This window comes from Methylobacterium sp. E-041 (genome assembly GCF_022829665.1).
Lineage (GTDB): Bacteria > Pseudomonadota > Alphaproteobacteria > Rhizobiales > Beijerinckiaceae > Methylobacterium.
Window position 1 is genome coordinate 19,322 of the sequence record NZ_JAKSYQ010000090.1, and the last position, 23,777, is coordinate 43,098.

Annotated in this window: 26 protein-coding genes and 1 pseudogene; 14 read left to right on the forward strand and 13 right to left on the reverse strand. The window is 68.5% G+C overall.

Translation table 11 applies throughout. The features are described from left to right. The first annotated feature begins 108 nt into the window (after positions 1–108). Positions 109–543 (forward strand): hypothetical protein, encoded by a 435-nt coding sequence (locus MKK70_RS09360; protein WP_243947153.1) that lies wholly within the window; start codon positions 109–111, stop codon positions 541–543. Positions 544–744: 201 nt separating this feature from the next. Here MKK70_RS09360 and MKK70_RS09365 read toward each other — a convergent pair whose 3' ends face one another. Then, the gene (locus tag MKK70_RS09365) at positions 745–1,158 is read right to left on the reverse strand and encodes a hypothetical protein (protein WP_243947155.1); all 414 of its coding nucleotides are present in this window, start codon (positions 1,156–1,158) and stop codon (positions 745–747) included. Between the two features lie 134 nt (positions 1,159–1,292). Then, the gene (locus MKK70_RS09370) at positions 1,293–2,111 is read right to left on the reverse strand and encodes a universal stress protein (protein WP_243947157.1); all 819 of its coding nucleotides are present in this window, start codon (positions 2,109–2,111) and stop codon (positions 1,293–1,295) included. A 441-nt stretch (positions 2,112–2,552) separates the two neighbouring features. On the opposite strand from MKK70_RS09370, the gene MKK70_RS09375 reads away from it, so the two are divergent. Then, a complete protein-coding gene (locus MKK70_RS09375) occupies positions 2,553–3,161 on the forward strand; it encodes a DUF1003 domain-containing protein (RefSeq protein ID WP_243947159.1) in 609 nt (202 codons plus the stop codon). Between the two features lie 58 nt (positions 3,162–3,219). Here MKK70_RS09375 and MKK70_RS09380 read toward each other — a convergent pair whose 3' ends face one another. Together MKK70_RS09380 and MKK70_RS09385 are read right to left on the reverse strand one after the other, a co-directional pair. Then, positions 3,220–3,543 (reverse strand): c-type cytochrome, encoded by a 324-nt coding sequence (locus tag MKK70_RS09380; RefSeq protein WP_187274699.1) that lies wholly within the window; start codon positions 3,541–3,543, stop codon positions 3,220–3,222. 140 nt (positions 3,544–3,683) lie between these two features. After that, positions 3,684–4,028 carry a hypothetical protein gene (locus MKK70_RS09385; RefSeq protein ID WP_243947161.1) on the reverse strand — a complete coding sequence of 115 codons (345 nt, stop codon included), beginning with the start codon at positions 4,026–4,028 and terminating at the stop codon, positions 3,684–3,686. A gap of 139 nt (positions 4,029–4,167) precedes the next feature. On the opposite strand from MKK70_RS09385, the gene MKK70_RS09390 reads away from it, so the two are divergent. The 4 genes and pseudogenes from MKK70_RS09390 to MKK70_RS09405 all read left to right on the forward strand — a co-directional run. Next, positions 4,168–4,818, forward strand: coding sequence for a BON domain-containing protein (locus MKK70_RS09390; protein ID WP_147724787.1), 651 nt, complete (start codon positions 4,168–4,170; stop codon positions 4,816–4,818). A 70-nt stretch (positions 4,819–4,888) separates the two neighbouring features. Further along, complete coding sequence (locus tag MKK70_RS09395) at positions 4,889–5,260, forward strand: hypothetical protein (RefSeq protein ID WP_243947163.1); 372 nt, start codon at positions 4,889–4,891, stop codon at positions 5,258–5,260. A gap of 14 nt (positions 5,261–5,274) precedes the next feature. Beyond that, the gene (locus MKK70_RS09400; RefSeq protein WP_243931968.1) at positions 5,275–5,514 is read left to right on the forward strand and encodes a DUF2934 domain-containing protein; all 240 of its coding nucleotides are present in this window, start codon (positions 5,275–5,277) and stop codon (positions 5,512–5,514) included. A gap of 59 nt (positions 5,515–5,573) precedes the next feature. Then, positions 5,574–5,711 (forward strand): annotated as a pseudogene (locus MKK70_RS09405) (VIT family protein); the annotation flags it as partial. Between the two features lie 181 nt (positions 5,712–5,892). On the opposite strand, the gene MKK70_RS09410 reads toward MKK70_RS09405, so the two are convergent. The 3 genes from MKK70_RS09410 to MKK70_RS09420 form a co-directional block, all read right to left on the reverse strand. Further along, complete coding sequence (locus MKK70_RS09410) at positions 5,893–6,225, reverse strand: flagellin (RefSeq protein ID WP_243947172.1); 333 nt, start codon at positions 6,223–6,225, stop codon at positions 5,893–5,895. Between the two features lie 584 nt (positions 6,226–6,809). Further along, a complete protein-coding gene (locus MKK70_RS09415; protein ID WP_243947203.1) occupies positions 6,810–8,738 on the reverse strand; it encodes a PAS domain-containing sensor histidine kinase in 1,929 nt (642 codons plus the stop codon). Positions 8,739–9,294: 556 nt separating this feature from the next. Further along, the gene (locus MKK70_RS09420) at positions 9,295–10,566 is read right to left on the reverse strand and encodes a hydantoinase/carbamoylase family amidase (protein WP_243947174.1); all 1,272 of its coding nucleotides are present in this window, start codon (positions 10,564–10,566) and stop codon (positions 9,295–9,297) included. Between the two features lie 294 nt (positions 10,567–10,860). Here MKK70_RS09420 and MKK70_RS09425 point away from each other — a divergent pair, with 294 nt between their 5' ends. The 4 genes from MKK70_RS09425 (at position 10,861) to MKK70_RS09440 (ending at position 14,156) form a co-directional block, all read left to right on the forward strand. Next, a complete protein-coding gene (locus tag MKK70_RS09425) occupies positions 10,861–11,592 on the forward strand; it encodes a response regulator (RefSeq protein WP_243947176.1) in 732 nt (243 codons plus the stop codon). Beyond that, positions 11,589–12,965, forward strand: coding sequence for an ATP-binding protein (locus tag MKK70_RS09430; RefSeq protein WP_243947178.1), 1,377 nt, complete (start codon positions 11,589–11,591; stop codon positions 12,963–12,965). The genes MKK70_RS09425 and MKK70_RS09430 overlap by 4 nt, the downstream gene beginning before the upstream one ends. 150 nt (positions 12,966–13,115) lie before the next feature. Then, on the forward strand, positions 13,116–13,379 hold the full coding sequence (locus tag MKK70_RS09435) for a GCG_CRPN prefix-to-repeats domain-containing protein (RefSeq protein WP_243947204.1): 264 nt from the start codon (positions 13,116–13,118) through the stop codon (positions 13,377–13,379). 108 nt (positions 13,380–13,487) lie between these two features. Then, on the forward strand, positions 13,488–14,156 hold the full coding sequence (locus MKK70_RS09440; RefSeq protein WP_243947181.1) for a DsbA family protein: 669 nt from the start codon (positions 13,488–13,490) through the stop codon (positions 14,154–14,156). Positions 14,157–14,189: 33 nt separating this feature from the next. Here the strand turns inward: MKK70_RS09440 and MKK70_RS09445 are convergent, their stop codons facing one another. Next, the gene (locus MKK70_RS09445) at positions 14,190–15,233 is read right to left on the reverse strand and encodes an aldo/keto reductase (RefSeq protein ID WP_243947183.1); all 1,044 of its coding nucleotides are present in this window, start codon (positions 15,231–15,233) and stop codon (positions 14,190–14,192) included. Positions 15,234–15,316: 83 nt separating this feature from the next. On the opposite strand from MKK70_RS09445, the gene MKK70_RS09450 reads away from it, so the two are divergent. From MKK70_RS09450 to MKK70_RS09460, 3 genes are read left to right on the forward strand one after another with little or no spacing between them, the layout of a single operon-like run. Beyond that, on the forward strand, positions 15,317–16,012 hold the full coding sequence (locus MKK70_RS09450) for a TetR/AcrR family transcriptional regulator (protein ID WP_243947185.1): 696 nt from the start codon (positions 15,317–15,319) through the stop codon (positions 16,010–16,012). Then, the gene (locus MKK70_RS09455; protein WP_243947187.1) at positions 16,009–16,422 is read left to right on the forward strand and encodes a DUF1761 domain-containing protein; all 414 of its coding nucleotides are present in this window, start codon (positions 16,009–16,011) and stop codon (positions 16,420–16,422) included. Before MKK70_RS09450 ends, MKK70_RS09455 begins: the two co-directional genes overlap by 4 nt. Before the next feature lie 19 nt (positions 16,423–16,441). Continuing rightward, complete coding sequence (locus tag MKK70_RS09460) at positions 16,442–17,029, forward strand: YdeI/OmpD-associated family protein (protein WP_243947189.1); 588 nt, start codon at positions 16,442–16,444, stop codon at positions 17,027–17,029. 105 nt (positions 17,030–17,134) lie between these two features. Here MKK70_RS09460 and MKK70_RS09465 read toward each other — a convergent pair whose 3' ends face one another. From MKK70_RS09465 to MKK70_RS09485, 5 genes are all read right to left on the reverse strand, one after another. Continuing rightward, the gene (locus MKK70_RS09465; RefSeq protein ID WP_243947191.1) at positions 17,135–18,325 is read right to left on the reverse strand and encodes an FAD-dependent monooxygenase; all 1,191 of its coding nucleotides are present in this window, start codon (positions 18,323–18,325) and stop codon (positions 17,135–17,137) included. Positions 18,326–18,386: 61 nt separating this feature from the next. Further along, positions 18,387–19,181 (reverse strand): SDR family oxidoreductase, encoded by a 795-nt coding sequence (locus MKK70_RS09470; protein WP_243947193.1) that lies wholly within the window; start codon positions 19,179–19,181, stop codon positions 18,387–18,389. 104 nt (positions 19,182–19,285) lie between these two features. Next, positions 19,286–19,873: an MBL fold metallo-hydrolase gene (locus MKK70_RS09475; RefSeq protein ID WP_243947195.1), complete on the reverse strand. Its 588-nt coding sequence runs from the start codon at positions 19,871–19,873 to the stop codon at positions 19,286–19,288. Continuing rightward, positions 19,866–21,530: an FAD-dependent monooxygenase gene (locus MKK70_RS09480; RefSeq protein ID WP_243947198.1), complete on the reverse strand. Its 1,665-nt coding sequence runs from the start codon at positions 21,528–21,530 to the stop codon at positions 19,866–19,868. Before MKK70_RS09480 ends, MKK70_RS09475 begins: the two co-directional genes overlap by 8 nt. 11 nt (positions 21,531–21,541) lie before the next feature. Continuing rightward, positions 21,542–22,024 (reverse strand): MarR family winged helix-turn-helix transcriptional regulator, encoded by a 483-nt coding sequence (locus MKK70_RS09485; protein ID WP_243934366.1) that lies wholly within the window; start codon positions 22,022–22,024, stop codon positions 21,542–21,544. Between the two features lie 174 nt (positions 22,025–22,198). Here MKK70_RS09485 and MKK70_RS09490 point away from each other — a divergent pair, with 174 nt between their 5' ends. Continuing rightward, a complete protein-coding gene (locus MKK70_RS09490) occupies positions 22,199–23,248 on the forward strand; it encodes an alpha/beta hydrolase family protein (RefSeq protein ID WP_409568258.1) in 1,050 nt (349 codons plus the stop codon). The last annotated feature ends 529 nt before the right edge of the window (positions 23,249–23,777 follow it).

Genomic DNA, 23,777 nt, shown 5'->3' on the forward strand with positions numbered 1-23,777 from the left:
CACCTCGATGGGCGGACCTCGCTCGCGACCGTGATCGGCCCACGAGGAACGGGTGACATGGGCGGGAGAACTCGAAGGTTCCCGGAGGATGGGAGCGACGTCGGGGCCATGCTCGACGGCATCTCGGCGGTGCTGGGGGCGCTCGTGGTCCTCACTCCGTTCCTGTTCTTGGAGACCGGGAACTCCCCCGCCGCACTGAACGCCTTCGCATGCGGGTTTGCCGTCATGGGCTTGGCCTTCCTCGACGGGCCCGAACCAGAGCCCTGGACGCGGTGGGCATCCAGTGTGCTGGGTGCCTGGGTCGCCGTCTCGCCCTGGATGCTTCAACGGGCTCTCCTACCAATGGGCGCCGTCAGTCGACCGCCCATGGCCGAGCCCGCGATCTCGATGCCGTTCGTCCTCGGTGTTGGTATCGCGGTCGTCGCCGCCCTCGACATCGTCCGGACCACCTCGAAAAACCGTCGGTCGCTCACGAAAGGACGATCGACAGCGCATGCCCTGAGGGAAATCGGACGTCAGGTACCGGCATTCCTCTCGCGATGAAGGGGCTTTCCCTGCGAGCCGCGACGCGCCTCCGCCCGAACCGAGCCGGATACGTCTTCGGGTCAGCCTGTTCGGTCGAGAGGTCCCGTTCGAGGCGTACCGCGACCTCGCGGATGACACCCGCGATCCGGTCCCGAGTATCCTCCGGCTCCCGTCGGATCGCCACGGCGAGATGGCCCAGGGTGCGGCGCTTATTATTGATCAGGCCAGCTTCGGGACGCCGCCGGAAAGCCGCCGGGCCCGCGGCTCGTATCCCCCCGACGGATGGATCTCGTCTTGCAGGGGACCGACCTGGCCCCGAGAGAACGGACCGAGGCCTTCCGGCGCGGCGCGGCCTTCGTGAACATGATGTCCCGGTGTCGAGACGGCATGCGTCGCTTTCGGAGCCAGCTGCGACCCGGTGCCGGTGCCGTCCTCCGCAGCCATCTCGCCGGCGAGACGCTCGACCACGTCGAGGGCAGCCCCGATCCCGTCGGCCTGCAGGCAGACCTCGTCCTCGTCGATCCGGCAGGCGTCGTCCCCGGTCCACCACCGCCCGTCGTCGATCAGGCGGAGCACCTCGACGAGACGGTCACGCTGCTTGGTCAGGGCCTCGACGGCGCGGGGACAGGTCATCTCGAATTCCTTCTCGCCGTGGTCGAACGCGGGGCGTCGACCGTGCAGGCGCGGGGATCACCGTAGATGCCGGGCCGGCGTCGTCCTTGCGGTGGATCAACGACCTCGCCGGACGTCGATCCACCGGATGGCGTTCAGTGAGACATCAGGCAACAGACAGGGCTGTGGTCGAGGAGGGTGCGCGTCACGCCGCCGAAGAACCATTCCCGCAGGCGACTGTACCCGAAGGCTCCGCTGACGATCAGGTCCGCCCCGAACATCTCGGCGGCGTCGAGCAGGGTCTCGGCCGTCCCGCCAGCCTTCGGGGCCTTGAGAACCCCCACGGCCTTGACGCCGTGCAGGCCGAGATAGGCGACGACGTCCTCCAACTCGGTCCGGTCGGTGCCCTCCGCGACCTGGACGACCTGGACCTGTTCGGCGAGCGTCAGGAACGGCATCGCATCGGAGATCGCCCTGCGGCCCTGCGGGGTGTCCTTCCAGGCCACCACCACGCGGGTCGCCGACAGTCGCTCCACGCCGTGCGGCACGACGAGGATCGGCCGGCCCACCGTCATCAGTGCGTCACCGGGTCCGACGGCGGCTGCGTGATGCGGCAGATCGTTCTTCCCCTGACGCCCGACCACGACGAGATCGGCCGCCCGCGACTGCTCCGCGAGGAACGTGAGCGTTTCCCTGAGCTCGGAACGCCACTCGATCCGCTCCGCCGGCCGGGCCGCAAGACGAAAAGTCTCTTCCGCCCGGTGCAACTCACCGAAGGCTTTCTGGCGGAGGTCCTCGATCCCGTATCCGGTCGGCACGGACGTCTCCCCGAACCCCCGCGGGTAGTCCGGTGCCCAGGCCGCGACGCCGATAAGGCGTGCATCGAGCCGTCGCGCGAGATGCGCGGCCACACCGATCCGCCGAGCCGTCCGCTCCCCGGGATCCACGGCGACGATGATGCTGGCATACGACATGGTGGACCTCCGGTGACGAGGGGAGGAACATGCCCGTTGGCCGGGCATCCATCGTTGATCCAGCGCAAACCCGTTCCGGGCGGCGAAAGGCCAGGCATCGTCGTCCGTCGACGATGGCCCGGTACGATTTCCGGCCCCGCCCTTGCGTTGGGTCAAAGCCGGCACCTCGGCGGACGGGCATCGTCCGGTTTCCCGCAGCCGAGCGAGCAGTCCCGTCCATGACATTCGCGAGCGTCATGGTGTCCGTCGATCTCGCAGGCGACCCGGAAGCCCTGCTCGACCTGGCGTCCGAGGGCGCGACCGACCTGATCGTCATGGGAGCCTACGGTCATGGGCGCTTGCGGGAGGCCGTCCTCGTGGCGTCACCTTGGATGTCCTGCGCCGTTGCCCCGTCTGCAGCTTCCTGGGCCACTGATGACCGAGCACGCCCCGACGAGCGGCATGATCCCTCCCGCGAATGCCGATGACGGCGGTAAGCCGCCGGTCGACGGTGCGGTCACCCAGCAGGCCCGACAGTTGATGGAAGCCGGATTGGAAGGGCTTTCCGAACGCGAGCGGCGGGTGATCCTTCATGTCGCCAAGCGGCGGTACGTGTCCCGGGACGTGAACCGCGTCCTCGTCGAGCACCAGACCTTCGGCGAGCGCCTCGCGGACCGCGTCGCCCAGTTGGGTGGCTCGTGGGGCTTCATCCTGGTCTTCACGGGAATGCTCGACGCGTGGGTCGTCGTGAACACCGTCGTCCTGGCCCGCGCCGGCGCCTTCGACCCCTACCCCTACATCTTCCTGAACCCGATCCTCTTGATGGTCGCCGCTCTTCAGGCGCCGGTGATCCTCATGTCGCAGAACCGCCAGGCGGCGCGGGATCGCATGGCGGCCGGTCTCGACTACGAGATCAACCTGAAGGCCAAGGTCGAGATCATGGCCTCGCACGACAAGCTCGACCACATCCGGATGGCGCGTCTCGAGGGCATGCTGGCCGACCAGTCGACCCGGATCGAGGCCTTCGCCAAGGTGGTCGGTGCCGGCGCCGAGAAGGCGACGCGTCCCTGACGGGTTTTCGATGTCCGCTTCCTAGGGATGCAGGTTGGAAGCCTCCATGGCAGGACGGTCATTGCTCCAGGGACTTCAGGTAGGCCAACACGTCCGTGATCTGGTCGGGCTCGAGCTCGAACTGGGGCATGGTCGGATGCCCCGTGGTGATACCCTCCGCCAGGGCCTCGCCGAGGTCCTCGACCGGATACTTCGTATGGAGTTCCCGGAATGCGGGTGCGACGGCCAGGGGGCTTTCCCCGATCCGGCCGACGGCATGGCAGGTGGCGCAGTTCGCGCCGACGAAGGTCTTGCCACGTTGGACCTGTCCATCCGTGGCCGCCGCCGCGACCTGTAGGAGGCCGGTCATGAGCAGCGCGGATACGGGAAGGCGAATGGACATGGGATGGCTCCGGGTTCGGCTGATGCCATGACGCGCCTCGCGCCGGACGCATCCGAGAAGCGAGGCCGGCAGGCCCCCATCGACGCGGAAGGTCCAGGCGGCGGGTCGGCTCGACGGTAGGGCGGCGACCGGGACGTCGCTCAGGATACGAGCCACATCAGGCAGACGGCGGTTGCCGATCCGAGGACGGCGACCCCCAGCATCCGCAGGCTCTCCGTCAATGGATCGAGCGATGCCGCAGTCGGCGTCGCTCGCGTGACGGCGACATTGGTCAACGATGCGACGTACGTGCTCATGACCGATGGACCCCTGATTTCCGGTCGCGCCCTGTTACGGCCGACCACGACCCAGGGATGGCCGCGTTGTCGGGCCCGGTCTTTGATCGAGATCAACCCCGGTGTTCCCGGTGGACCCGTGCTCGCCGCCCGAGCCGCTCGTTCGGTCATGAACAATTCCGGTGATGCCTGATCCTTGCGCTGGATCAAGGACTGCTCCGGTTCCGCCACCTAGCGTTCACCGGATGCCGGGACACGTTTCGACGTCGTCGCCGGACAGCCTCACATGGGTCGGGGTCGCCGAGCCCTTCCGCGCATCGGCGATCCCGGCAGCCCCAAGGAGACCGTCATGTCCCACGACACCAGCCTGCAACACCGCGTCACGGCCGAACTCATCTGGGATCCGGCGGTGACCTCCTCGGAAATCGGCGTCACGGCCAGGGACGGCGTGGTCGCCCTGTCCGGTCAGGTGGGGACCTACGACGAGAAGATCGCCGCCGAGGCCGCCGCATGCCGCGTCAGGGGCGTCAGGGCCCTCGTGCAGGAGATCGAGGTCGTGGTGCCCTACGCCCGCAAGCGGTCCGACGAGGACATCGCCGCGACCGCCATCGCCCGTCTCGCCTGGAACGTCGCCGTCCCTCCGGATCGCGTCATGGTGAAGGTCTCGAAGGGGACCGTCATCCTGACCGGCGACGTCGACCATCGCTTCCAGTCCGAGGTCGCCGAGCGCGAGCTTCGGCAATTGTCCGGTGTCGTCGCCGTGAACAACCGGATCGTGGTCAAGCCCCAGGTCGACGTCGAGGCCGTCAGCGACAGCATCAGCGAGGCGCTGGATCGCTCTTGGCTGTTCGACCCGAAGACCGTGACCGTCAAGGCGGATGGCGGGACCGTCTACCTCGGCGGGACCGTGCGCACCATGCAGGAGCGCAGGGAGGCGATGGGAGCCGCGTGGGCCTCCCCTGGCACCACCGCGGTCGAGAACCGCATCAGCGTCGTCTGAGCGACGCGAAGCCCCTGCCGGTCCTCGTGGGCCCGGCAGGGATTCCGACCTCCGAAACAGGAAATCGACCATGACGAAGCCCCATAACGAGCATCGCCAGTCCACGGACGACGAGGATACCGGCACCGATGGAGGCCGCCGCATCGAGGGTGCCGCCGACGAGATCTTCTGGCGCGCGAGCGACGCCGTTGAAGACGTCGCCGAGCGGGCGACCCATCTGGCACGGGATACCCTCGACCGCGGACGGGCTGGCATCCGCAGGGCCGAACGGTCGAGCCGCGGCGGACATCCGGGACGGGGGGAGCGCGGCCTGACATCGCCCTTGGCAACCGCCCTGGCCGTCGGCGCCATGGGCTACGCCATCGCGACCCTGATCCAGGGAGCGATGAGTAAGCGTCATGCCGCCTTGCACAGGGCATCGCCGGAGACGCCTCCGGCATAGGCGTGGCGGCGCCCATGACCATCGATCCCGACCATCGCGAGGACCAGAGCATGCCCACCGATACGACGCAGACCGAAGGCGACATCCGTCTCAGAGCCTTTGAGCTCTGGAACATGCGTGGCCGCCCTCATGGCTACGAGGTCGAGTTCTGGCTCCAGGCCGAACGCGAGCTTGAGGGCGAGAAGACCGGTAAGCCGGTGCTCCCCGACGGGGACTTCGTGAAGAGTGGATCGGGGTCCGATTGCTGTTGCTGACCCCCGTCCCTCGAACTCCCGGACAGAGGCGAGCGTCCCCTCGAGAGACCCTGAAGCCGATGCGCGCAATCCATATGGAAAAGCATCTCGTCAACCGCATCGGCTGGCTGCGTGTCGCCGTGCTCGGTGCCGATGTCGGGCTCGTCTCCACGGCGGGCCTTATTGTCGGCGTGGCCGCTTCCTCAGCTGCCTCGGGCGTGCGAGCACACGGTCGAGCCTCCGGACGTCGCGTGGAGTCCTACGACGGTGATGGCGACGTCATAACCCACGAGATCGTCGGTATCGGCGCACCGGCGTATGTTGCGCCCCCCCGACCGCCTGGGCGCCTTCCCACGTGGCAGCCGGCGCGACGGCACGGCCGCGCCGGCCAGTCCCGCCTCAGCGCAGGAGCTGGAGGATGCCCTGGTTGGCGGCGTTGGCCAGCGACAGCGCCGAGATCGCCAGGGACTGCCGCGTCGACAGCGCCTGCGAGCGCGCGGCCTCCTCGTTCATGTCCGCATCCGTGAGGTTTGCAGCACCTGTGTCGAGCACCTCGACCATCTGCTTGGTGAAGTCCTGCCGCGTCTGAACCACCGAGAGGTTCGAGCCGAGCGTCGAGCTCAGCGATTTCAGGCTGGTCAGCGCGTTGGTCAGCGCGTCCGACGCCTTGGCGAGGTCGGCGTTGTTCTGCACGCCGAAGTTCGCCCCGCCCTGGGCGGCGGCCGAATCCACGAAGCTGCCGAGCCCGAGGCCGGCCGCCGACAGGGCGGTGCCCTGGACGCTGAGCTTGGACCGAGCCGAACCAGTCTTCTCGTTGAAGGCGATGGTCAGGTTGTCGCCGGCCAGCAGGTTGGTGCCGTTGAAGCCGGCATCCCTGGCCGCCTGGTCGACCTGCGTGCCGAGGTTGTTGAACTGGTCGATCAGGGCCGAGCGCTGGGCCGAGGTGCCGCCGGACGTGGTGAACGCCGCCCCCCCGTGAGCTTCCCGGTCTCCGTCGCGTCGGCGGTGAACTTACCGGCCGTGGTCAGGCCGGCGGCCAGGGTGATCGCGTCCGAGCCGGTGCCGACGACGTCGAGCTGGCCGCTGCCGTCGACGGAGGCGGTGGCTCGGCTTCACTGCTGCTGCTCCACCGATCAATCCTGACGCGAACTCTTGACCCTTTGGCGACCTTCGGAAGGTCCGCTTCCAGGCTGTTGAGGTAGAGGCCAACGTCCGGGGTAGGTGGTTCTCTGCCCGTCCGCTTTCGGACGACAGGTGCATCGAAGCGGACATAGCGGGGTCTTGAACACACCGACCAAGCCGGAAGCCGAGCCTGCTTAGACCGAACCCCTCCCATGAAGGCCGAGGAGCCGGTGCAGGATGTCGCCCAGTTGCCCTGCCGAGTACGGCTTATGCAGCAGCTCGAACCCGTGCGTGCCCTCCTGCGCCAGCACGTGGCTGTAGCCGGATGCCAGGACCACCGGCAGGTGCGGCAACCGCCGCTGCAGAGCCTTGGCAAGCTCTACGCCACCCATGCCTGGCATCACCACGTCGGTGAACACCAGGTTGAAGCCTGCGCCATTGCCGCCTAGCCAGTCCAGCGCCTCCTCGGCGTTGGCTGCCCAGGTCGGTCGGTAACCCAGGTCCTCAAGGATCTGTGTCGCGAACTGACCGACGCCGATGTTGTCCTCAACGACGAGGATGCGCTGTCCCGTGCCGAGCGGCGTCTGACCCCCGTCGGGCCCGCGGACACGGTCCTGGACCTCCTCTTGCTCGACTTCCGGCAGGTAGAGGGTGAAGGTTGTGCCTTCCCCGACGGTGCTGGCAACGTCGATGTCGCCGCCCGACTGCTTGGCGAAGCCGAATACCTGCGACAGGCCGAGCCCCGTGCCCTTGCCGACCTCCTTGGTCGTGAAGAACGGCTCGAAGATCCGGCTGAGCAGGTCCGGGGGGATGCCTGAACCCGTGTCGACGAGGGAGACCGTGGCGAAGGCTTTGCGCGAGCCGGCATGGCCGCGGATGACGGGAAGGGCCGTCCGGCATCCGAGGCGCAGGGTGAGCGTTCCCTCCCCGTCCATGGCATCGCGCGCGTTGACGGCCATGTTGATAAGCGCGGTCTCGAACTGGCTTAGATCCGCTCGGACAAAGCAGGGCGCATCGGGCACCTCCGCGACCACGTGGACGCGTGCGCCCGTCACGGTGTCGAGCATTTCCGCGATCCCGCGCATCCTCTCGCCGACGTCGAACACCTCTGGCTTGAGGGCCTGCCGGCGTGCGAAGGCGAGCAGCTGGCCGGTGAGCTTGGCCGCGCGCTCAACCGTATCGGAGACGGCGTTGAGATACCGATCCTTGCGCACTTCTGGCAGGTCCGGTCGTCGAAGGAAGTCCACGGACGAGCGGATGATGGTCAGCAGGTTGTTGAAATCGTGCGCGACCCCGCCGGTGAGCTGGCCGACGGCTTCCAGCTTCTGGGATTGGCGAAGGGCCTCCTGTGCCTGCTCCAGCTCGGCCTGCCTTTCCCGGGCCTCGGTGATGTCGCGCCCGGTCGCATAGGTCAGCGTTCCGGCCGGGGCGGCGGTCCATGAGATCCAGCGCGTCGAGCCATCCTTGTGCCGGTAGCGGTTGACGATGTGGGGCATCCCGCCCTCGGCCGCCTCGGTATAAGCACCAACCGTTTCCACGTGGTCCTCCACCAGGACGAACTCGTTGACGTGGTGCCCGACCAATTCGTGCGGCTCGTAGCCGAGAAGACGGGTCCATGCCGGGTTGACCCGCTGGAAGACGCCTTCGAAGTTGATGATCAGCATCAGGTCGGGAGCGGTGTCCCACATCAGGTCTCGCTCGTTCGTGCGCTCCTCCACGCGCTGTTCCAAGGTCGCGTTCAGGCTGCGCACCTCGCCGAGTGCCCGTTCCAGGCTCTCTTGGCTGTCCTTGAGCGCGGCGTCGGTCAGCACCCGCTGCGTGGTCTCGTCGGCGAAGATGAACAGGCCCGCGATCCTGCCGTCGGCATCGAGCACCCGCGAGTAGGAGAAGGAGAACCAGGTCTGCGCCGCCCCCCGGTCGGTATCGAGCTTCCACGGAAGGTCCTCGAAGCGATGGCTGCGCCCGGCGAAGGCGTCTTCGATGATGGGCTTGGCCTGTTCCCAGGCGTCGGCCCAGACTCTGTCGAAACGTTCGCCCGTGGCCCAGGCCACCCGGGGACCGAGCAGGCGGGAATAGGTGTCGTTGAAGAAGAAGTGCAGGTCCGGCCCCCAGGCCAGGATCATGCTCTCGGGCGAGTTCAGGACCAGCGAGAGCGCGGTCTTGAGAGATTGCGGCCACGTCTCGGGGGAGCCGAGAGGATGGGCCGACCAGTCGCGCCCGCTGATGAGGCGCGCGGCCTCACCGCCGCCAGCCAGGAAGGCCCTCGCGTCGCTCACCGCGTCATGCCCCGCCGACGCCGTACGAAGCGGCAGAGGCTGCGCTCGGACGTCCTCTTGCTGGGTCGGTGACACCCCTCATTGAGCGTGTCGAAGACCGTGAGGTCGTGAGTTTCGCAGTTGCCCGAAGACGTGATCGCACGCTTCGGCTCATCGGAGGACATTTCAGGGGCCATGCCCCCTTATGGCACGTGCGCCTTCAGTGGTCGCCGAGGGATTGCTCCTCGGCCGAGCTATGGTGCCGGCTTTTCACCCCGAACCGAGATCGCGATGAGGCCGACGAACGGGTGCTTACGGGAGGCGCTGACTGTGATCTGAACGACCAGCTCGGGTCGGTAGCGGCTCGTCTGCTTCCTCGGCATGTCCTAGCCGAGGAAGACCCGCATCATTCATCCTCGGACGGTCAGGACGATTTCCTATGGCCATCGAGGGTGTCTGATGGCGTCGCGTCCGAGCCGGTGGTCAGGGCGGCCAAGACGAAGGTCAGCACGTCCAGGCCGACCGCGACATCGGCAGGGTCGACGATGCCGGCCGGCCCCCACCCCACTCCACCCCGGCACCGCAGAAGCACAGATCCGACCGGTGCGAGCACAGACATGTTGGAGGCGTCGGTCGGCATGCCCTGCGGCAGCTGCACGACGGAGTGTCCCGACGCCTCGACTGCGCGCTCGAACAGGCGCACGAGCCCTGGGTCACACCGGGTGGCATCGGGGTCGATGCCTTGCTCGACGGCGATCTCCAATCGGCGACGTCCTGCGATCCTGTTGAACGCCGCCACGAGTTCTGCGGCAACCACGTGCCGCTCGGCATCGTCGGAGGACTGGACGATGACGCCGAACGTCACGGACCCCGTCACCACGGAGACCGGGACCGGCTGAGCGTCCAAGCGCCCAACAGTAACGGTGGCACGATCCCGGGACGACCCGATGCGCTCGGCTTCGAGGACGCACTCCGCCGTCCCAGCGAGCGCATCGTGCCGAAACGCCATCGGGACCGTCGCCGCATGAACAGCGGCGCCTTTCAGCGTAACCCGAAGGACTGATGACGCCGTCAGGGCCGGAACCACCCCGACCGGGGAGCCCGATTGCTCCAGCGTGGGGCCGGCCTCGGCCGCGACTTCGACATAGGCTAGCACATCTCCCACGGAACGCGTCGCGTCCGCGAGCCTCTCAGGGTCGAGGCCGTGCGCCTGCATGGCCTGGCGCAGCGTGACGCCGTAGTCGTCGTCGAAGTCCAGCGTGTGCGGATCAATCCGGCCGACCACGGCCCTGCTGCCGAGCCTGGGCACGGGGAACCGGGAGGAAGCATCGTCGGCGAAGGCCACGACCTCGACTGCGTGGTGCAGGGAAGTGCCTTGTCGGACCAGACGCTCGACGGCCGCGATGCCCATCAGAACGCCGAGCGCCCCGTCATACGGGCTGGCATCCGCGCGCGTGTCAACGTGCCCCGCGACCAGGATGGCCGGGCCTCCCGGGATCCGCCCCTCGATCCGGCCGAGAAGGTTGCCGGCGGGATCGCGCCGGGACGACAAGCCAGCCTCCCCCATCCAGGCGAGGACGAGCCCTTCGGCCTCCGCCTGTCTCGGGCTGAAGACGCGCCGTGTCAGATTCCATGGGTAGGCGCTGATCCGGGCGAGGCGTTCGATCCGCTCGACGACCATCTCGGCCGTGCTCACGACGAAACCCTCCACGATATGCCGACTGTGGCGACGGCCGATGGAGATAGCATTGGGCTCTTCAATCCTGACGATGCGAGGTCGTCACCGGGCACGCCTACCCGGGGCCGAGCCGTCGGTACGGACAGGCGAGTGTCGAGAACGGGGCTGCGCGATGCGATGCGTCACTTGGCACCGATCGACCTTCGACCCCGGGCGCCTCCCCGGTGTGACGTCCCGTGAAGCCCATGTAACGTTTTGTGACAACGGCGTGTTTCGCGTTGCCCGGCCGGCCGGCGACCGTATCTTCGGCGCATGAGCGACAGCCCGATCATCGTCATCGTTGAGGATGACGCCGACATCCGCATCCAGCTCGTCGCATATCTAGAGGGCGAGGGCTTTCGCGTGGTCGGGCTCGACGGGGGAGCGGGCCTCGACCGGCACTTGGCCACCGGCCCGGCCCCGGACCTGATCGTGCTGGACTGGATGCTCCCTGGCGAGGACGGTCTCTCCATCTGCCGGAGATTGCGGGGGTCGGGCGGGCCGCCCATCGTCATGCTGACCGCCAAGGACGAGGACATCGACCGGGTCCTCGGCCTGGAGATGGGGGCCGACGACTACGTCTCGAAGCCGTTCAACCCGCGCGTCCTGCTCGCCCGAATCCGCGCCGTCCTACGCCGCACGCAGGGCCCCGCCGCCCAACCGGCCGACGCCGGCCCGGAGACGCTCGCCGTGGCCGACCTCGTCGTCGACCTTGCTGCGCGTCGGGTCACGGTCGGCGCGGCCGCCGCCGAGATTCCGCTGACAAGCGCCGAGTACGACCTGCTGCACTGCTTCGTCACCCGGCCGCAGCGGGTGCTGTCGCGCGACCAGCTCCTCGACTGGACGCGGGGCCGCACGGCCGATGCCTTCGACCGCACCATCGACGTGCAGGTGAGCCGGCTGCGGCACAAGCTCGACGCCTCCGGCAGTTCCGTCGCGCCCTTGCTGAAGACCATTCGCAACGCAGGCTACATGCTGGCCGCGCCGGTACGTCCGGCACCATGATGGCCCGGATCGGCCTGCTCGGGCGGATCATGCTCCTCCTCTTGGGATCGCTCTCGCTGATGGTCCTCGTCACCGTCGCGCTGGATGGCTGGCAGCGGCGCCAGGAAGGCCCGCGTTTCGCCACGCGGTTTCCGCGCGTCGATCAGGCCGCGAGCATCATGACCCTGCTGCGGGATGCGGAACCGGTCTTGCGGCCGGCGATCCTGAAAGCCGTCAGCGGCGAGGCGCTGAGAGCCGAGATTGCGGACTCTGCTCCCGACGAGGCTGGGTTGATCAGGGAGCCGCGCCTCGAACGACGCCTACGGCGGATGACCGGTGCCCCTGAAGGGTTGCTGCGGGCCTACACCGACACGGCCATGCTGCATCCGGGCGTCGACCCCGGGGACGTGAACGACAGGAATCAGAACGGTCCCATCGGCAAGCTTGCGACGGCGACCTATCGGCTGCCGGATGGCCGGATCCTCGTCATCTCGGCCGTCGAGAAGCACCGCTCGATCATGCCTTGGCTGGTCGGCCAGCCGCTGAGCCTGTGGGTGGCGGTCCTCGGCGCCGTCGTCGCCGCCCTCGTCCTCGTCGGTACCCGCCACGAGCTCGCCCCGCTGCGCCGCCTCACCGAGGCCGTCACCCGCTTCGATGGGCGTGCACACCAGCCGGTGGCGACGCCCAAGGGCGCTCCGGAGATCCGCCGGCTTTCGCAGGCAATCCGGGACATGCAGGACCGCATCGTCGGCCTTCTGGGCGAACGCTCGCTGCTGATCGGCGCGATCTCGCACGACCTCAAGACCTACCTGACCCGACTTCGGTTGCGGGCCGAGGGGGTGGCGGATCCGGAGCGCCGGGACCGGCTGGTCGAAGATCTCGACGCCATGACCGCGCTGATCGACACGTCCCTCGGCTTCGCCCGGGGCACTGCGGTGGAGGTGGGCCGGACGGCGGTGGACCTCGGCGACCTCGTTGCGGTCGAGGTAGCCGAACATGCCGTTCAGGATACCGACATCCAGATCGCGGACGATGACGAGCAGGATGCCGTCGTCGCTGGGGATGCGGTCGCCCTGCGGCGGGTCATCGCCAACCTGATCGGGAACGCCGTCAAGTTCAGACACTCCTCGGTTGCCGTCGCGGTGCAGCGCACCGGCGGGCTGTGCCGGGTCGTCGTCGAGGACGACGGTCCGGGTATCCCGGAGGCGGAGCGCGCAGCGGTGTTCAGTCCGTTCTACCGGATCGAGCGGTCCCGGAACCGCGAAACCGGCGGCACCGGCCTCGGCCTTGCCATCGCCCAGCAGATCGCCGAGGCCCATGGCGGCACTGTGATGGCAGACGCGAGCCCGCTCGGTGGCGCCCGTCTCGTGCTGACCCTGCCCGCCATCGGCTGACGGCAGCCCCATGCGGGCCTCGTTACAAGACGTTACGCCAACGCATCCGTTCGTCACATCCGAGAGGCAAGCCGGGCCGATCCTGCTCTCATCGGTCGTACCGCCGGCTCAGGCATCGCGGCCCGCATGGGAACCAAGAAGGATTCGATGATGCTCAAGATCTTCGCCCCCGCCGCCATCCTGGCCATCCTCTCGGTCCCGGCCACGGCGCTGCCGCTGGTTCAGGACGCCGTCTCGACCGGATCGGACGGCCCGCGGATCATCCAGGTCTACGGCGGTTGCGGCCCCTACGGCCATCGCGGTCCCTACGGGGGCTGCCGCACCGGTGGGCAATGGGGCGGCTACGTCCGCGGCCGCTCCTGCCCGGCGGGTTTCCACATCGGACCCTATGGCCGCCGCTGCTGGCCGAACTGAGAATTCCATCCATGTCCGGGCGGGCGTCCGGCCCCAGGCCGGATGCCTGCATGATGGTGACGCCGGCGAACCGGCGGGCGCCGTCGCAGCGCACCGAGGAGGCTTTCCATGACATCCGTTGCACAGACCGCGCCGGTCCGGCTCACGCGACGCGGGGCCCTCGCAGGGTTCGCCGTCGGCCTGGCCTCTTCGGCATCCCCCCGCACCGCGTCGGCCGCCTCCGTCGCGGACGCCTCCCTGGCCGGTCCGCTCGGCGACGTCTGGGTCGGTTCGCCCCAGGCGAAGGTGACCTTGGTGGAGTACGCTGCCGTGACCTGCCCGCACTGCGCGAGGTTCCACGCGGAGACATGGCCCGCCCTCAAGGCGCGCTGGATCGACGCCGGGCAGGTACGCTTCACCCTGCGTGGCTATCCCTTGACCCCCCTCGACACCGCCGGCTTCATGCTGGCCCGGGCCGATGGCGGCCGGAACTACTATGCGGTCACGGACCTGCTGTTCGAACGCCAGCCGGCATGGGCCTTCGTGCCGGAGCCGCTTGATGCCATGCGAGACCTCATGCGGCAGGCCGGGTTCAGCGCCGAGCGTTTCCATTCCACGCTGAGCGACCAGGGCCTCTACGATGGCGTCAGGATCGTTCACGAGCGTGCGACCTCGGCCCTCGGAGTCCGAAGCACGCCGACGGTATACGTCGGCGAGGAACGCCAGGAAGGGACGCTGACCGCCGACGCCCTCGGCGAGGTCATAGCCCGCGCCCTGGAAGGCCGCACGGGACGCTGATCCGTACCGCCGAAGAGGAGCCCGACTGTCCGGTTAGGCCACCGGCACCTTGCCGGTGCGCAGCAGTCCCGCCCGTGCTGCACTGGACTGCGCCAGCATCCAGCCGGGGTATTCCGGTGCCAGGGACCCCGCCTCGCCCAGGATGGCCAACTCCGACGGGTTGAGTGTGACGTCGAGGTTGGCGAGGTTGGCGTTCAGCTGATCCACGCCCTTGACGCCGACGATGATGCTGGCGACGCCCGGCTGCTGCCTGAGCCAGGCGAGCGCGATGGCCTCGTGCGTCGTGCCGTGCGCCTCCGCGATCCCGTCCATCGCCGCGAGCACCGCGGTTCCGCACGCGTCGTCGACCGGCGGAAACGGTACGGTCGCGCGACGTCCGACGTTCGCTCCGTTTCGGTACTTGCCGGTCAAGTATCCGCCCGCGAGCGGGCTGAACGCGACGAGGCCGAGCCCGTGCGCCTCCAGCATCGGCACCACCTCGCGCTCGATGTCGCGCCCGACGAGCGAATGGTAGCCCTGGTAGGACTGGAAGCGGCTGGTTCCGATGCGGTCTGATATGCCGAGCGCCATTGCAACCTGCCAGGCCGCCCAGTTCGAGACGCCGAGATACCGCACCAATCCCTTCCGAACGAGATCGTCCAGGGCGCGCAGGGTCTCCTCGACCGGCGTCGCGGGGTCCCAGCCGTGCATCTGGTAGAGGTCGATGTGGTCGACGCCGAGCCGCCTCAGGCTGGCGTGCACCGCCTCCATGATGTGGGCCCGGGAACCCCCGCCGTCGTTGGGACCGGTCCCCGCGGCGTGCTCGAACTTGGTCGCGATCACGACGTCCTTGCGGGCGATGCCGAGCGACCTCAGCGACCGGCCCACGATCTCCTCCGCCTGCCCGTCGGCATACACGTTGGCGGTGTCGACGAAGTTGATGCCCGCATCGACCGCGCGACGAAGGATGGCGTCGACGGTCTCCTGGCCGACACCGCTGGCGGCGGCGTAGCGGCCGCCGGCCTGGCCGAAGGTCATCGTGCCCAGGCATAGCTCCGAGACGAACAGGCCTGTGCGGCCGAGGGGGTTGTAGCGCATGGGGAGCTCCTTCTTCCGTTGCCCCCACCTACAAGCCGATATCGAGACTTGCAAGTTCCGAAACCAGATAGTATCGAAATGTTATGACGAGCGAAGTCCCCCAGGATCCCATCGATGTTGAAGCGGGCACCGGCGCCGCCGCACGAGCGAGCATCACGGTCGGCCGGAAACGCGACGCCTCACGGGACGCCGCCATCCTCGACGCGGCGATCTCGATCCTCGCGGAGGTGGGCTATGACGGGATGACCATGGACATGGTGGCGGTCCGGGCGAAGGCGGGGAAGGCCACCGTCTACCGCCGCTGGGCGACGAAGGCGGACATGGTGCTGGAGGCGGTCGCCCGCATGAAGCGCGAGCAGGTCGACCTCGACAACCTGCCCGACACTGGCAACCTGCGCGACGACCTGCTCGCCCTCTTCCGCCCGCAGCCGATGGAGGAGACGGAGCGCAAGCTGCGGGCGATGGCCGGCATGGCCGCCCTGCTCACGCAGCATCCCGCCCTGGCCGACACGGCGCACGACGCCCTCGTCGCCCCCTGGGTGGAGGCGAACCGCGCCTTGATGCGGCGGGCCCTGGACCGCGGCGAGATCCCGCGGGACGCGGACGTCGAGATGGTCGCGCAGGTCATGCCATCCATGGGCGCCTACCGGGCGCTGGTCCGGCGTCGGCCGTTCGACCGGGCCTTCCTGGTCACGATGATCGACGGGCTGGTGCTGCCCGCCCTCGGACTTCCCCGCAAGTCGCCCGATCCAACCCCCACCACCGGAGCTCCGACGTGACGTCCCTGACCCCGATGAACCTGCTCGGCATCCTCGCGGCCGGCCTGTCCGTGATGATGCTGGGCTGGCTCTGGTTCGACCTCATCTTCGGACGGACCTACGCGGTCGTCCTGGGACGGGACCATCTCCCGCCCGCGAAGCCCGCCCCACTGTACTTCGTCGGCCCGTCGATCTGCATGCTCGTCACCACGGTGTCGCTCGCCGTCCTGATGAGGTGGCTCGCCGTGCCGACCCTTCCGCAGGCGGCAGGCCTGGGTGCCCTGGTCGGCATCGGGCTGCTCGGGTCGACGGCCGTGAACATGGGGATCAATCCAAACATCCCGCGTCCGCTACCCTACGGTTTCCTGAGCGCAAGCTACTTCCTCGCATCGAGCATCCTGATCTACGTCATCCTGTTCCTCGTGGGTTGACCAGGCCGTGGTCGACGGGATGGACGCGGACGACCCCGTGGCCAGGGAAACGAAGGCCGGCCTGCCCATCCTGGCGTTCACCGATGCCCCGTCGTTCGCCGCTTGGCTCATGGGGCAGGACGAAACCGCGACGGGCGCCTGGCTGAGGTTCGCGAAGAAGGGATCCGGCGCCACGACCCTCTCGCAACGGGAGGCCATCGACTGCGCCCTCTGCGAGGGCTGGATCGACGGGCAGGCGGCGCCCTGGGACGAGCGTTTCTTCCTGGTGCGCTTCACGCCCCGCCGCCCCCGCAGCAACTGGTCCGAGGTCAACCGGGCCAGGGTGCTCGATCTGATCGCCGACGGGCGGATCCGGCCGCGCGGCCTCATGGAGGTGGATGCCGCCCGGGCCGATGGCCGTTGGGACCACGCCTACCCGTCCTCCCGCAACGCGACCGTCCCGGACGACCTCCGAGGCGCGCTCGAAGGGTGCCCTGCCGCCGCAGCACGGTTCGACGGCCTGCAGCGGGCGGAGCGGTACGCCATGCTCCTCGCCCTCGCGACCGCTCGGAGGCCCGAGACCCGCCGGCGGAGGATCGCGTCCTTCCTCGCCGCGGCGCAGGCATAGACCGGATGTTCCATCCCGTCCTCAGCCTGCCCTGAACCGGCTTCCTGCTCGTATTCATCCGCCGGCGGTGGTCGCCCCTCACTGAGCGACCCCGGCTGCGGGCCGTCACGCCGAGTCGTATCGCGGCAGCTCGGGCTCGGCACGGGGACCAGCGAAACGCTTCCTCGTCAAGGCGCGAACTACGGGTCGGCTGGCCAGGTGAAGGACGGCATGGAGGAGGCGGATGCCGGCCCTGCTATGCGGGTTCATCACCCGCGAAAAGACCTTCGGAATCCGATGCGCCCGCTCGACCATCGGGCGCATCGCCCCCTCGTAGGCGGCAAAGGCCCTACCGACGTCGTCACTGCGGGACATCTCACCGGCCAGGATGTAGGCCCCCGTCACGGCCAGGGTCGTGCCGATGCCCGCGAGCGGCGTCGCGCACCACGCCGCATCGCCGAGCAGGACGACCCGACCGTTCGACCAACGCCTCATCCGAACCTGGCGGAGTGTGTCGAGGTGGAAGTCGGCGCTGCCGTCCATCGCGGCCAGCACGCGGGGTGCCTCCCAACCAGCATCCGCGAACCGGGCGTGGAGCCACGCCTTCTGTCGGTCGACGTTCCAGTCCTGTTCGCCGCCCGGAGGCTTCTGAAGCATTAGCATCGCCCGGGTGGTGCCGTATCGGTCCGGGCGCAGGGACACGCCGCGCCCACCGGGCGCATTGTACCAGCGCCACATCCGGTCGTCGGACGCCGTCCTGGGGATCGTCAGGTAAGCGATGGTCAGGTCCATCCAACGAGGCGCATCCTCTCCAGGAAAGACGCGCTCGCGGGTCGATGATTCCGCCCCCTCGGCGACGACAACTGCATCGTAACGCTCCGTACGGCCGCTTGCGAAAACGACGGTCACGGCATCCACGTCCTGCTCCACGCGCTCAACGGCGTCGCCGAAGCGGAACGTCGCGTGTTCCCGAGCGGGCCCGTGTAGCAGGCATGCGAGGTCTCCGCGCAGGATCTCCATCTCTGCGGTCGATCCCTCGCGGTCGTCCTTCGAAACCCTGGACACTGCCGCGACCCGGCCGCGACCGTCGATCCAGGCCGTTCCCTCTTCGCCGGTGCCCTGATCCAGCGCGGCCCGCTCCAACCCCATCCGACGCAGCACCTCGCGACCGACACCGCGCACGTCGACGTTCTGCCCGCCCTTGCGGAACGCGGGAGCCCGCTCGACCACCGTGACGTCGAAGCCGTGACGGCCCAGCCACCACGCGGCGGCGTTCCCGGCGATGCTGGCGCCGGTGATCAGGATGCGACGGGCCATGGTGCGTTCCTCCCTCTGGTTCCCCGTCTGCGGCGAACGGAGATTCCTCAATGCCCGTTGCTCATGGGTCAAAAGGGACCTTGTCCGCCTGCTTGTTGAGGGCGCGGAAGATGAAACCGGGTGCGATGCGCGACAGGGCGTAGAGGGCCTTGGTCTGCCCGGGCCGAATCTCGTCCCGTCCGGTGCGAAGGCCCTCCATGAGATCGGCGGCGACCTTATCTGGACCGATCTTCGGACCGTCGTAGCGTGCGGTCAGCTCGGTTGCGACCGCCGGCGGCAACAGGTCGATGACCTTCAAGCGGCTCAGGCGCGTCTGCCAGCGCAACGAACGCGTGAACGCGTGCAGCCCGGCCTTGGCCGTGCTGTAGGCAGGCGTGTTCCCGAACGGTGCGTAGACGAGCCCCGTCGTCACGTTGACGATGGCGGCCTCGGGACGCTCCAGCAACCGCGGCAGCAACGCAGTGGCAAGGTGGATGGGAGCCTGCAGGTCGAGGGCGAGCTCACGGTCGATCCGGACCTGTGCGTCCGGGGTGGTGAGCGCGAAATACTGCATCGTCCCGGCGTTGTTGACGAGGATGTCGAGCGGCGTCGCACCGGTTGAGACATGCTCGATCAGCCGCTCGCGATCGTCCGCGACCGTGAGGTCCGCCACGAAGGTCGTCACCCGGGGCGTGAGCCTCCCGACGGATTCCAATTCCGCCCGGTCCCGGCCGACGACGAGGACGCTCGCCCCCGCCGCGCTCAATGCGCGGGTTATCTCTAGCCCGATGCCGACGGCCCCGCCGGTCACGAGCGCGTGCTTGCCATCTATCTTCATGATGTCACCTTTGTCGAAGTTGGAATGCCGTTCCGCCACCGATGGCGGAACCGTTCGTCCGCGTTCGCCACGAGGGGCCGGCCGTGTCCGAAGCAGGCCGTCGCGAAGTCGAGTTCGGCGAGCCGACGCAGGCTTGCGAGGCCCTACGTACGGTCCTCGTAGCCGAGGGGGTGGCGCAGGCCGAGAAGGTTGGCGCAGGCGTCCGCGACGAACAGCACGCCGCGGGAACGCCAGTGAAGTGCGACCTGGCCGGCGCAATGGCCGGGGGCATGGACGACGCTCAGGCCCCCGGCGATGGGCAGGACATCCCCGTCCCCGACGGGAACGTCGATCCGCACCGGATCGACGTCGGGCTTCGACAGCGACAGAAGCACGAAGAGGACCCGCATCAGCGGGTCGGGGGCCGGCTCCAGGGGGCGGTTCTCGATACGTCCCTCGGCGATCGGCACGTCGAGGCGGTGCATGTATGTCCGCGCACCCGTGGCCGTCACCAGGGCGGCGGCCGAGCCGACATGGTCGGGATGGGCGTGGGTGAGAACGATGTGCCTGAGGTCGGTCGGACGGCGTCCGAGGCCCTCGACGGCTGACAGGATGGCCCCGGACTGACCGGGGAAGCCGGTGTCGATCAGGGCGAGCTCGCGTCCGTCCTCGATCAGGTAGACGTTGACCCCTCCAAGGTCGAGCCGGTGCAGGCCGGCCGTGACCTTGGAGACCTTGGCTTGCCTACGCATCGCCACCGACCGTCCTGCAATAGGCGGCGAGACGCTCGGGACGGGTCGCGTCGCACCGGAAGGCGATGTGCCCGTCCGGACGAACCAGGACCAGCGTCGGCTTGCCATCCAGCCCGTAGGCGCGGTGGGCGACACCGTCGAGGTCGCGCAGGAAAGGCTCCCCGTCGATCCCACCCGCGTCGTGGCCGGGTTCCGCGAGCACCCGCAGCGGCCTGACCCATGGCCAGGGCGACGCCAGCGCGGCGGCCCGTGCGAGACCGGGGTGCGCCTCCGTCTCGCGCCCGTCGAACATCAGCAGCCGCCAGCCCCAGCTCATACCGTCCGGGTTGTAGATCCAATCGAAGAGTTGGGTGTCGGCTCCGTCCGAGGACACGAGGCGGGCGTCGGGCGCCCGCGCGCCGGCCGGGACGGCCTTGCCGACCAGCGGCAGCGTGCCCGGGCCGTGGTCCTCGCTCAGGGGACTGTCAGGGTAGGCGACGCTGAGCTGCGTCAGGTCCATTCCTCCGAACACCCGCTCGGCCAAGTTCGGCACCAGGCTGGCGACCGCCCCGACCGCCACGTCCGCAAGATGGCTCCGATACATCAGCTGCTTGAAGCCACGCACCTGCTCGTCGCCGAGTTCCGCATGCGCGCCCTGACGTTCCGGTCCGTAGCTGTCGAGGACCGCGGGCCCAGCCGTGCCGGCGAGCGTCATCGCCAGCCGCCAGCCGAGGCCGACGGCGTCGACCATGCCCGCGTTCATGCCTTGCCCGCCGATGGGCAGCGTAGTGTGGCCGGCATCGCCGGCGAGATAGACCCGTCCGACCCCGTAGCCGGGGGCGACGCCGTGCTCGAACTTGCCGTGGCTGGCCCAGACCATGCCGGACATCTCGAAGGTCGGGTCGCCCAGGACCTCGCGGGCGCGGGCGACCATCTCGTCCAGCGTCGGGTCGCGGTCGGGAACTAGCTTCTCATCCTCGATGAAGAACAGCCGGTGGACGCCTTCCCAGACCGGCATCACGCCGGCGAGGCCGCCGGGGTAGAGGAAGAACCAGGCTTGGTCGAAGGTCGTGGAGCGCTGCCAACTGAGGCGCGCATCGACCTGCCGCGTCGCCCGGTCCGGCATCGGCTCGGTCTCGAAGTCGAGTCCGACCGCCTTGCGCACCGTTCCCTTCACGCCGTCGGCCCCGACGAGGTAGCGGCAGCGAAGGCGCTCGGAGCGACGGTCGTCGCCCGTCCGTTCGACCGTGACCGAGACGCCGTCGTCATCGGCGGCGATGTCCCGGATCTCACACCCGCGCTCGACCGGGATGCCGCGGGTGTCGAGCACCGCCGTGAGCTCTTCCTCGATCACGCCCTGGCTGTTGAACAGGCACGCCTCGAACGGGCTGCCCGAACCCCGGAGGTCGACGCGCGCCAAGGGCTTGCCGTCGAGCAGGATCTGGTGGTCGAGCGACGGGTAGGACTTCGCCGCGATGACGTCGAGGACGCCTATCGACTGAAGCAGCTCCTGAACGCGCGCGACGATGTCGTGGCCTTTCGAGTCCTGTGACGGACCCGGCTTGCGCTCGAAGATGCGGAAGCGGACACCGTGGTGCGCCAGGGCGCAGGCCAGCGTCAGACCGACGGGACCAGCCCCGGCGATGGCGACGTCGGTATCGTATCGGGATTGCGACATCGCCCCGGCCATCATGCTTCCTCCGCCGTTTCGTCGTCGATCCGCGCGTCGTGGATTTGCGCGAGGAGCGCCTGCAGCAGATCCGCCGCGGCGGTGATGCGTTCGGCATCGTGGTCGCGCACCAAGCCCTCGCCCCAGGCCACCTGACGCTCCATCGCCGCGCCGAAGGCGTGCTCTCCCGCGGCTGTGGGCACGACAAGGTGGGCCCGTTGATGGTGCGGGTTGGGGGCAAGCCGCACGAAGCCCGCAGCCTCCAACTCCCTGACCGTTGTGCGCACGGTCTGCCGGGTCAGGCCCATGTTGCGCGCGATGGAGGCGACCGTGAGGGGCACCGGCGCGGCGGCGGCCGCGCCCAGCACCTGCCAGCGGGCGCTCGTCAGCCCGAGGTCAGACACGAGACGGTCACCCTTGGCGATGAGCGCGCCGTTCAAGCGGAAGATGCTGATGACGAGCCTTTGGAACGGGTCGTCGGGCAGGGGCTGGAGACCAATCATGGCAATTATCTAACAAGTTGACAGAAAGCTGTCAAATATGTTCGACGAGGCGGTGCGGCGGGCGCTTATCGGTCGACCGGCGTCCTGATCCAGACACCGTGGTGCGACACCTTCCGCGCTGCCGGGACCGGACGGACCGCAGCGCAATGACAACCATCAAAGGGTCGAGCCGTCTTGAGCGATGAAAGAATGACCAAGCCCAGCCTCGACCGTCGGCGGTTCGGCGCCCTGCTTGCCGGCACCCTCGCGGCGAGCGCCGTCCCGGGCGCCGTCGCCCCGGCGCGGGCGAAGGCGGAGGACGTCCGCAACGCCGATTTCGACTGGGTCGATGTGGTCCGGGACCGGTCCGTACCAGCACGCCTGTACTGGCCGGCGTCGGGATTGCCGGCGCGTCCGGTGCCCCTGATCGTGTTCTCGCACGGTCTCGGCCAGTCACGCACGGGATACAGCTATCTTGGGCGGCACTGGGCCGCCAATGGCTATGCGAGCCTTCACGTGCAGCACGTTGGAAGCGACCGCACCGTCTGGACGGGAAACCCGTTCGAAATCCTCGACCGGCTGAACGATGCGGCGAACGAACGGGAGGCCATCGCGCGGGCTGCGGACTTGAGCTTCGCGCTCGACCGCATCCTGGATACCGGCCAGAGCGCTTTCGCTGGCTCCATCGACCGTGGACGCATCGCCGCCGCCGGGCATTCCTACGGGGCGAACACGACCCTGCTGATTGCAGGCGCGCGCGTCGTCCGCGATGGTCGGCCCCTCGACCGCCGGGACGCCCGGTTCAAGGCCGGGGTCGTGATCTCGGCGCCGCCCTTCTACGGAGAACGCGACCTTCGGTCCGTTCTCGCCTCCGTCACCATCCCGACCTTCCACGTGACGGCGACCGAGGACGAGATCCAGCTTCCCGGGCGGTACTCGCCCGTGCAGGACCGCCTCGACGTGTTCGAGGCGGTAGAGTCGCCTAGGAAGGCACTGGCCGTCTTCCGGGGCGGGTCGCACAGCATCTTCACCGACCGTCCCCTGACCGGCGGTGCCACGCTCAACCCGCAGGTGAAACAGGCGACCGCGGAAGGTACCCTGACCTTCCTCGACTTGGCACTCGGCGGCGAAGAGGCATCTCTGGTGGCCTGGAGCGAGAGCTGGCGGTCGATCCTCGCCGTCGCCCCGTCGCCATTCGCCATACCGCCTGCGCTGCATCGGCAACCCGCAAGACGGGTTATCTGATACGGCCGAGAAAGAGAGGCCGGCGCCTGTCAGGGTTTCTGAGGTAAGGGGCCTTCGTCACCCGCTACGGTGGACGAGGGCCGGCAAGTTCCGGACGGGCGCCATCCCGCATTCACCGCCACGTTCGCTTATGTCTCGGTGCCTCTCATGCTTGCGGCGGCGGCGGGTTTAGGCCTGACGGGGATGCATCTCGCCGCTCATAGCCAGATCAAGCGTCCTGGTGGAGATACGCGCTGATCTAACTGCGCCCGGTCTCCCGAGCCGTGGGTGTCCTGTGTGGATGGCTCCCGCATTGCAAGCGGCGAATTGAGCTTCTGACGCGTTGGTCGGGTGCAGTCTTGTGTCCGGCCTGTTGATGCAGTCGTTCATGTGACTGCTGGCCCTGATAGTATCCGCGAGCTGGGTCCCACTCTGCTTTGCGGGCTATGATGCTCTGGACATTCAGCGGGGTGTCCCGGCTCCCGGTCTGACCGGTTCGCCATCAACTCTCATCGTCCTCGCAACTCGGAAAAGTGCTCCCCTTCCTGCT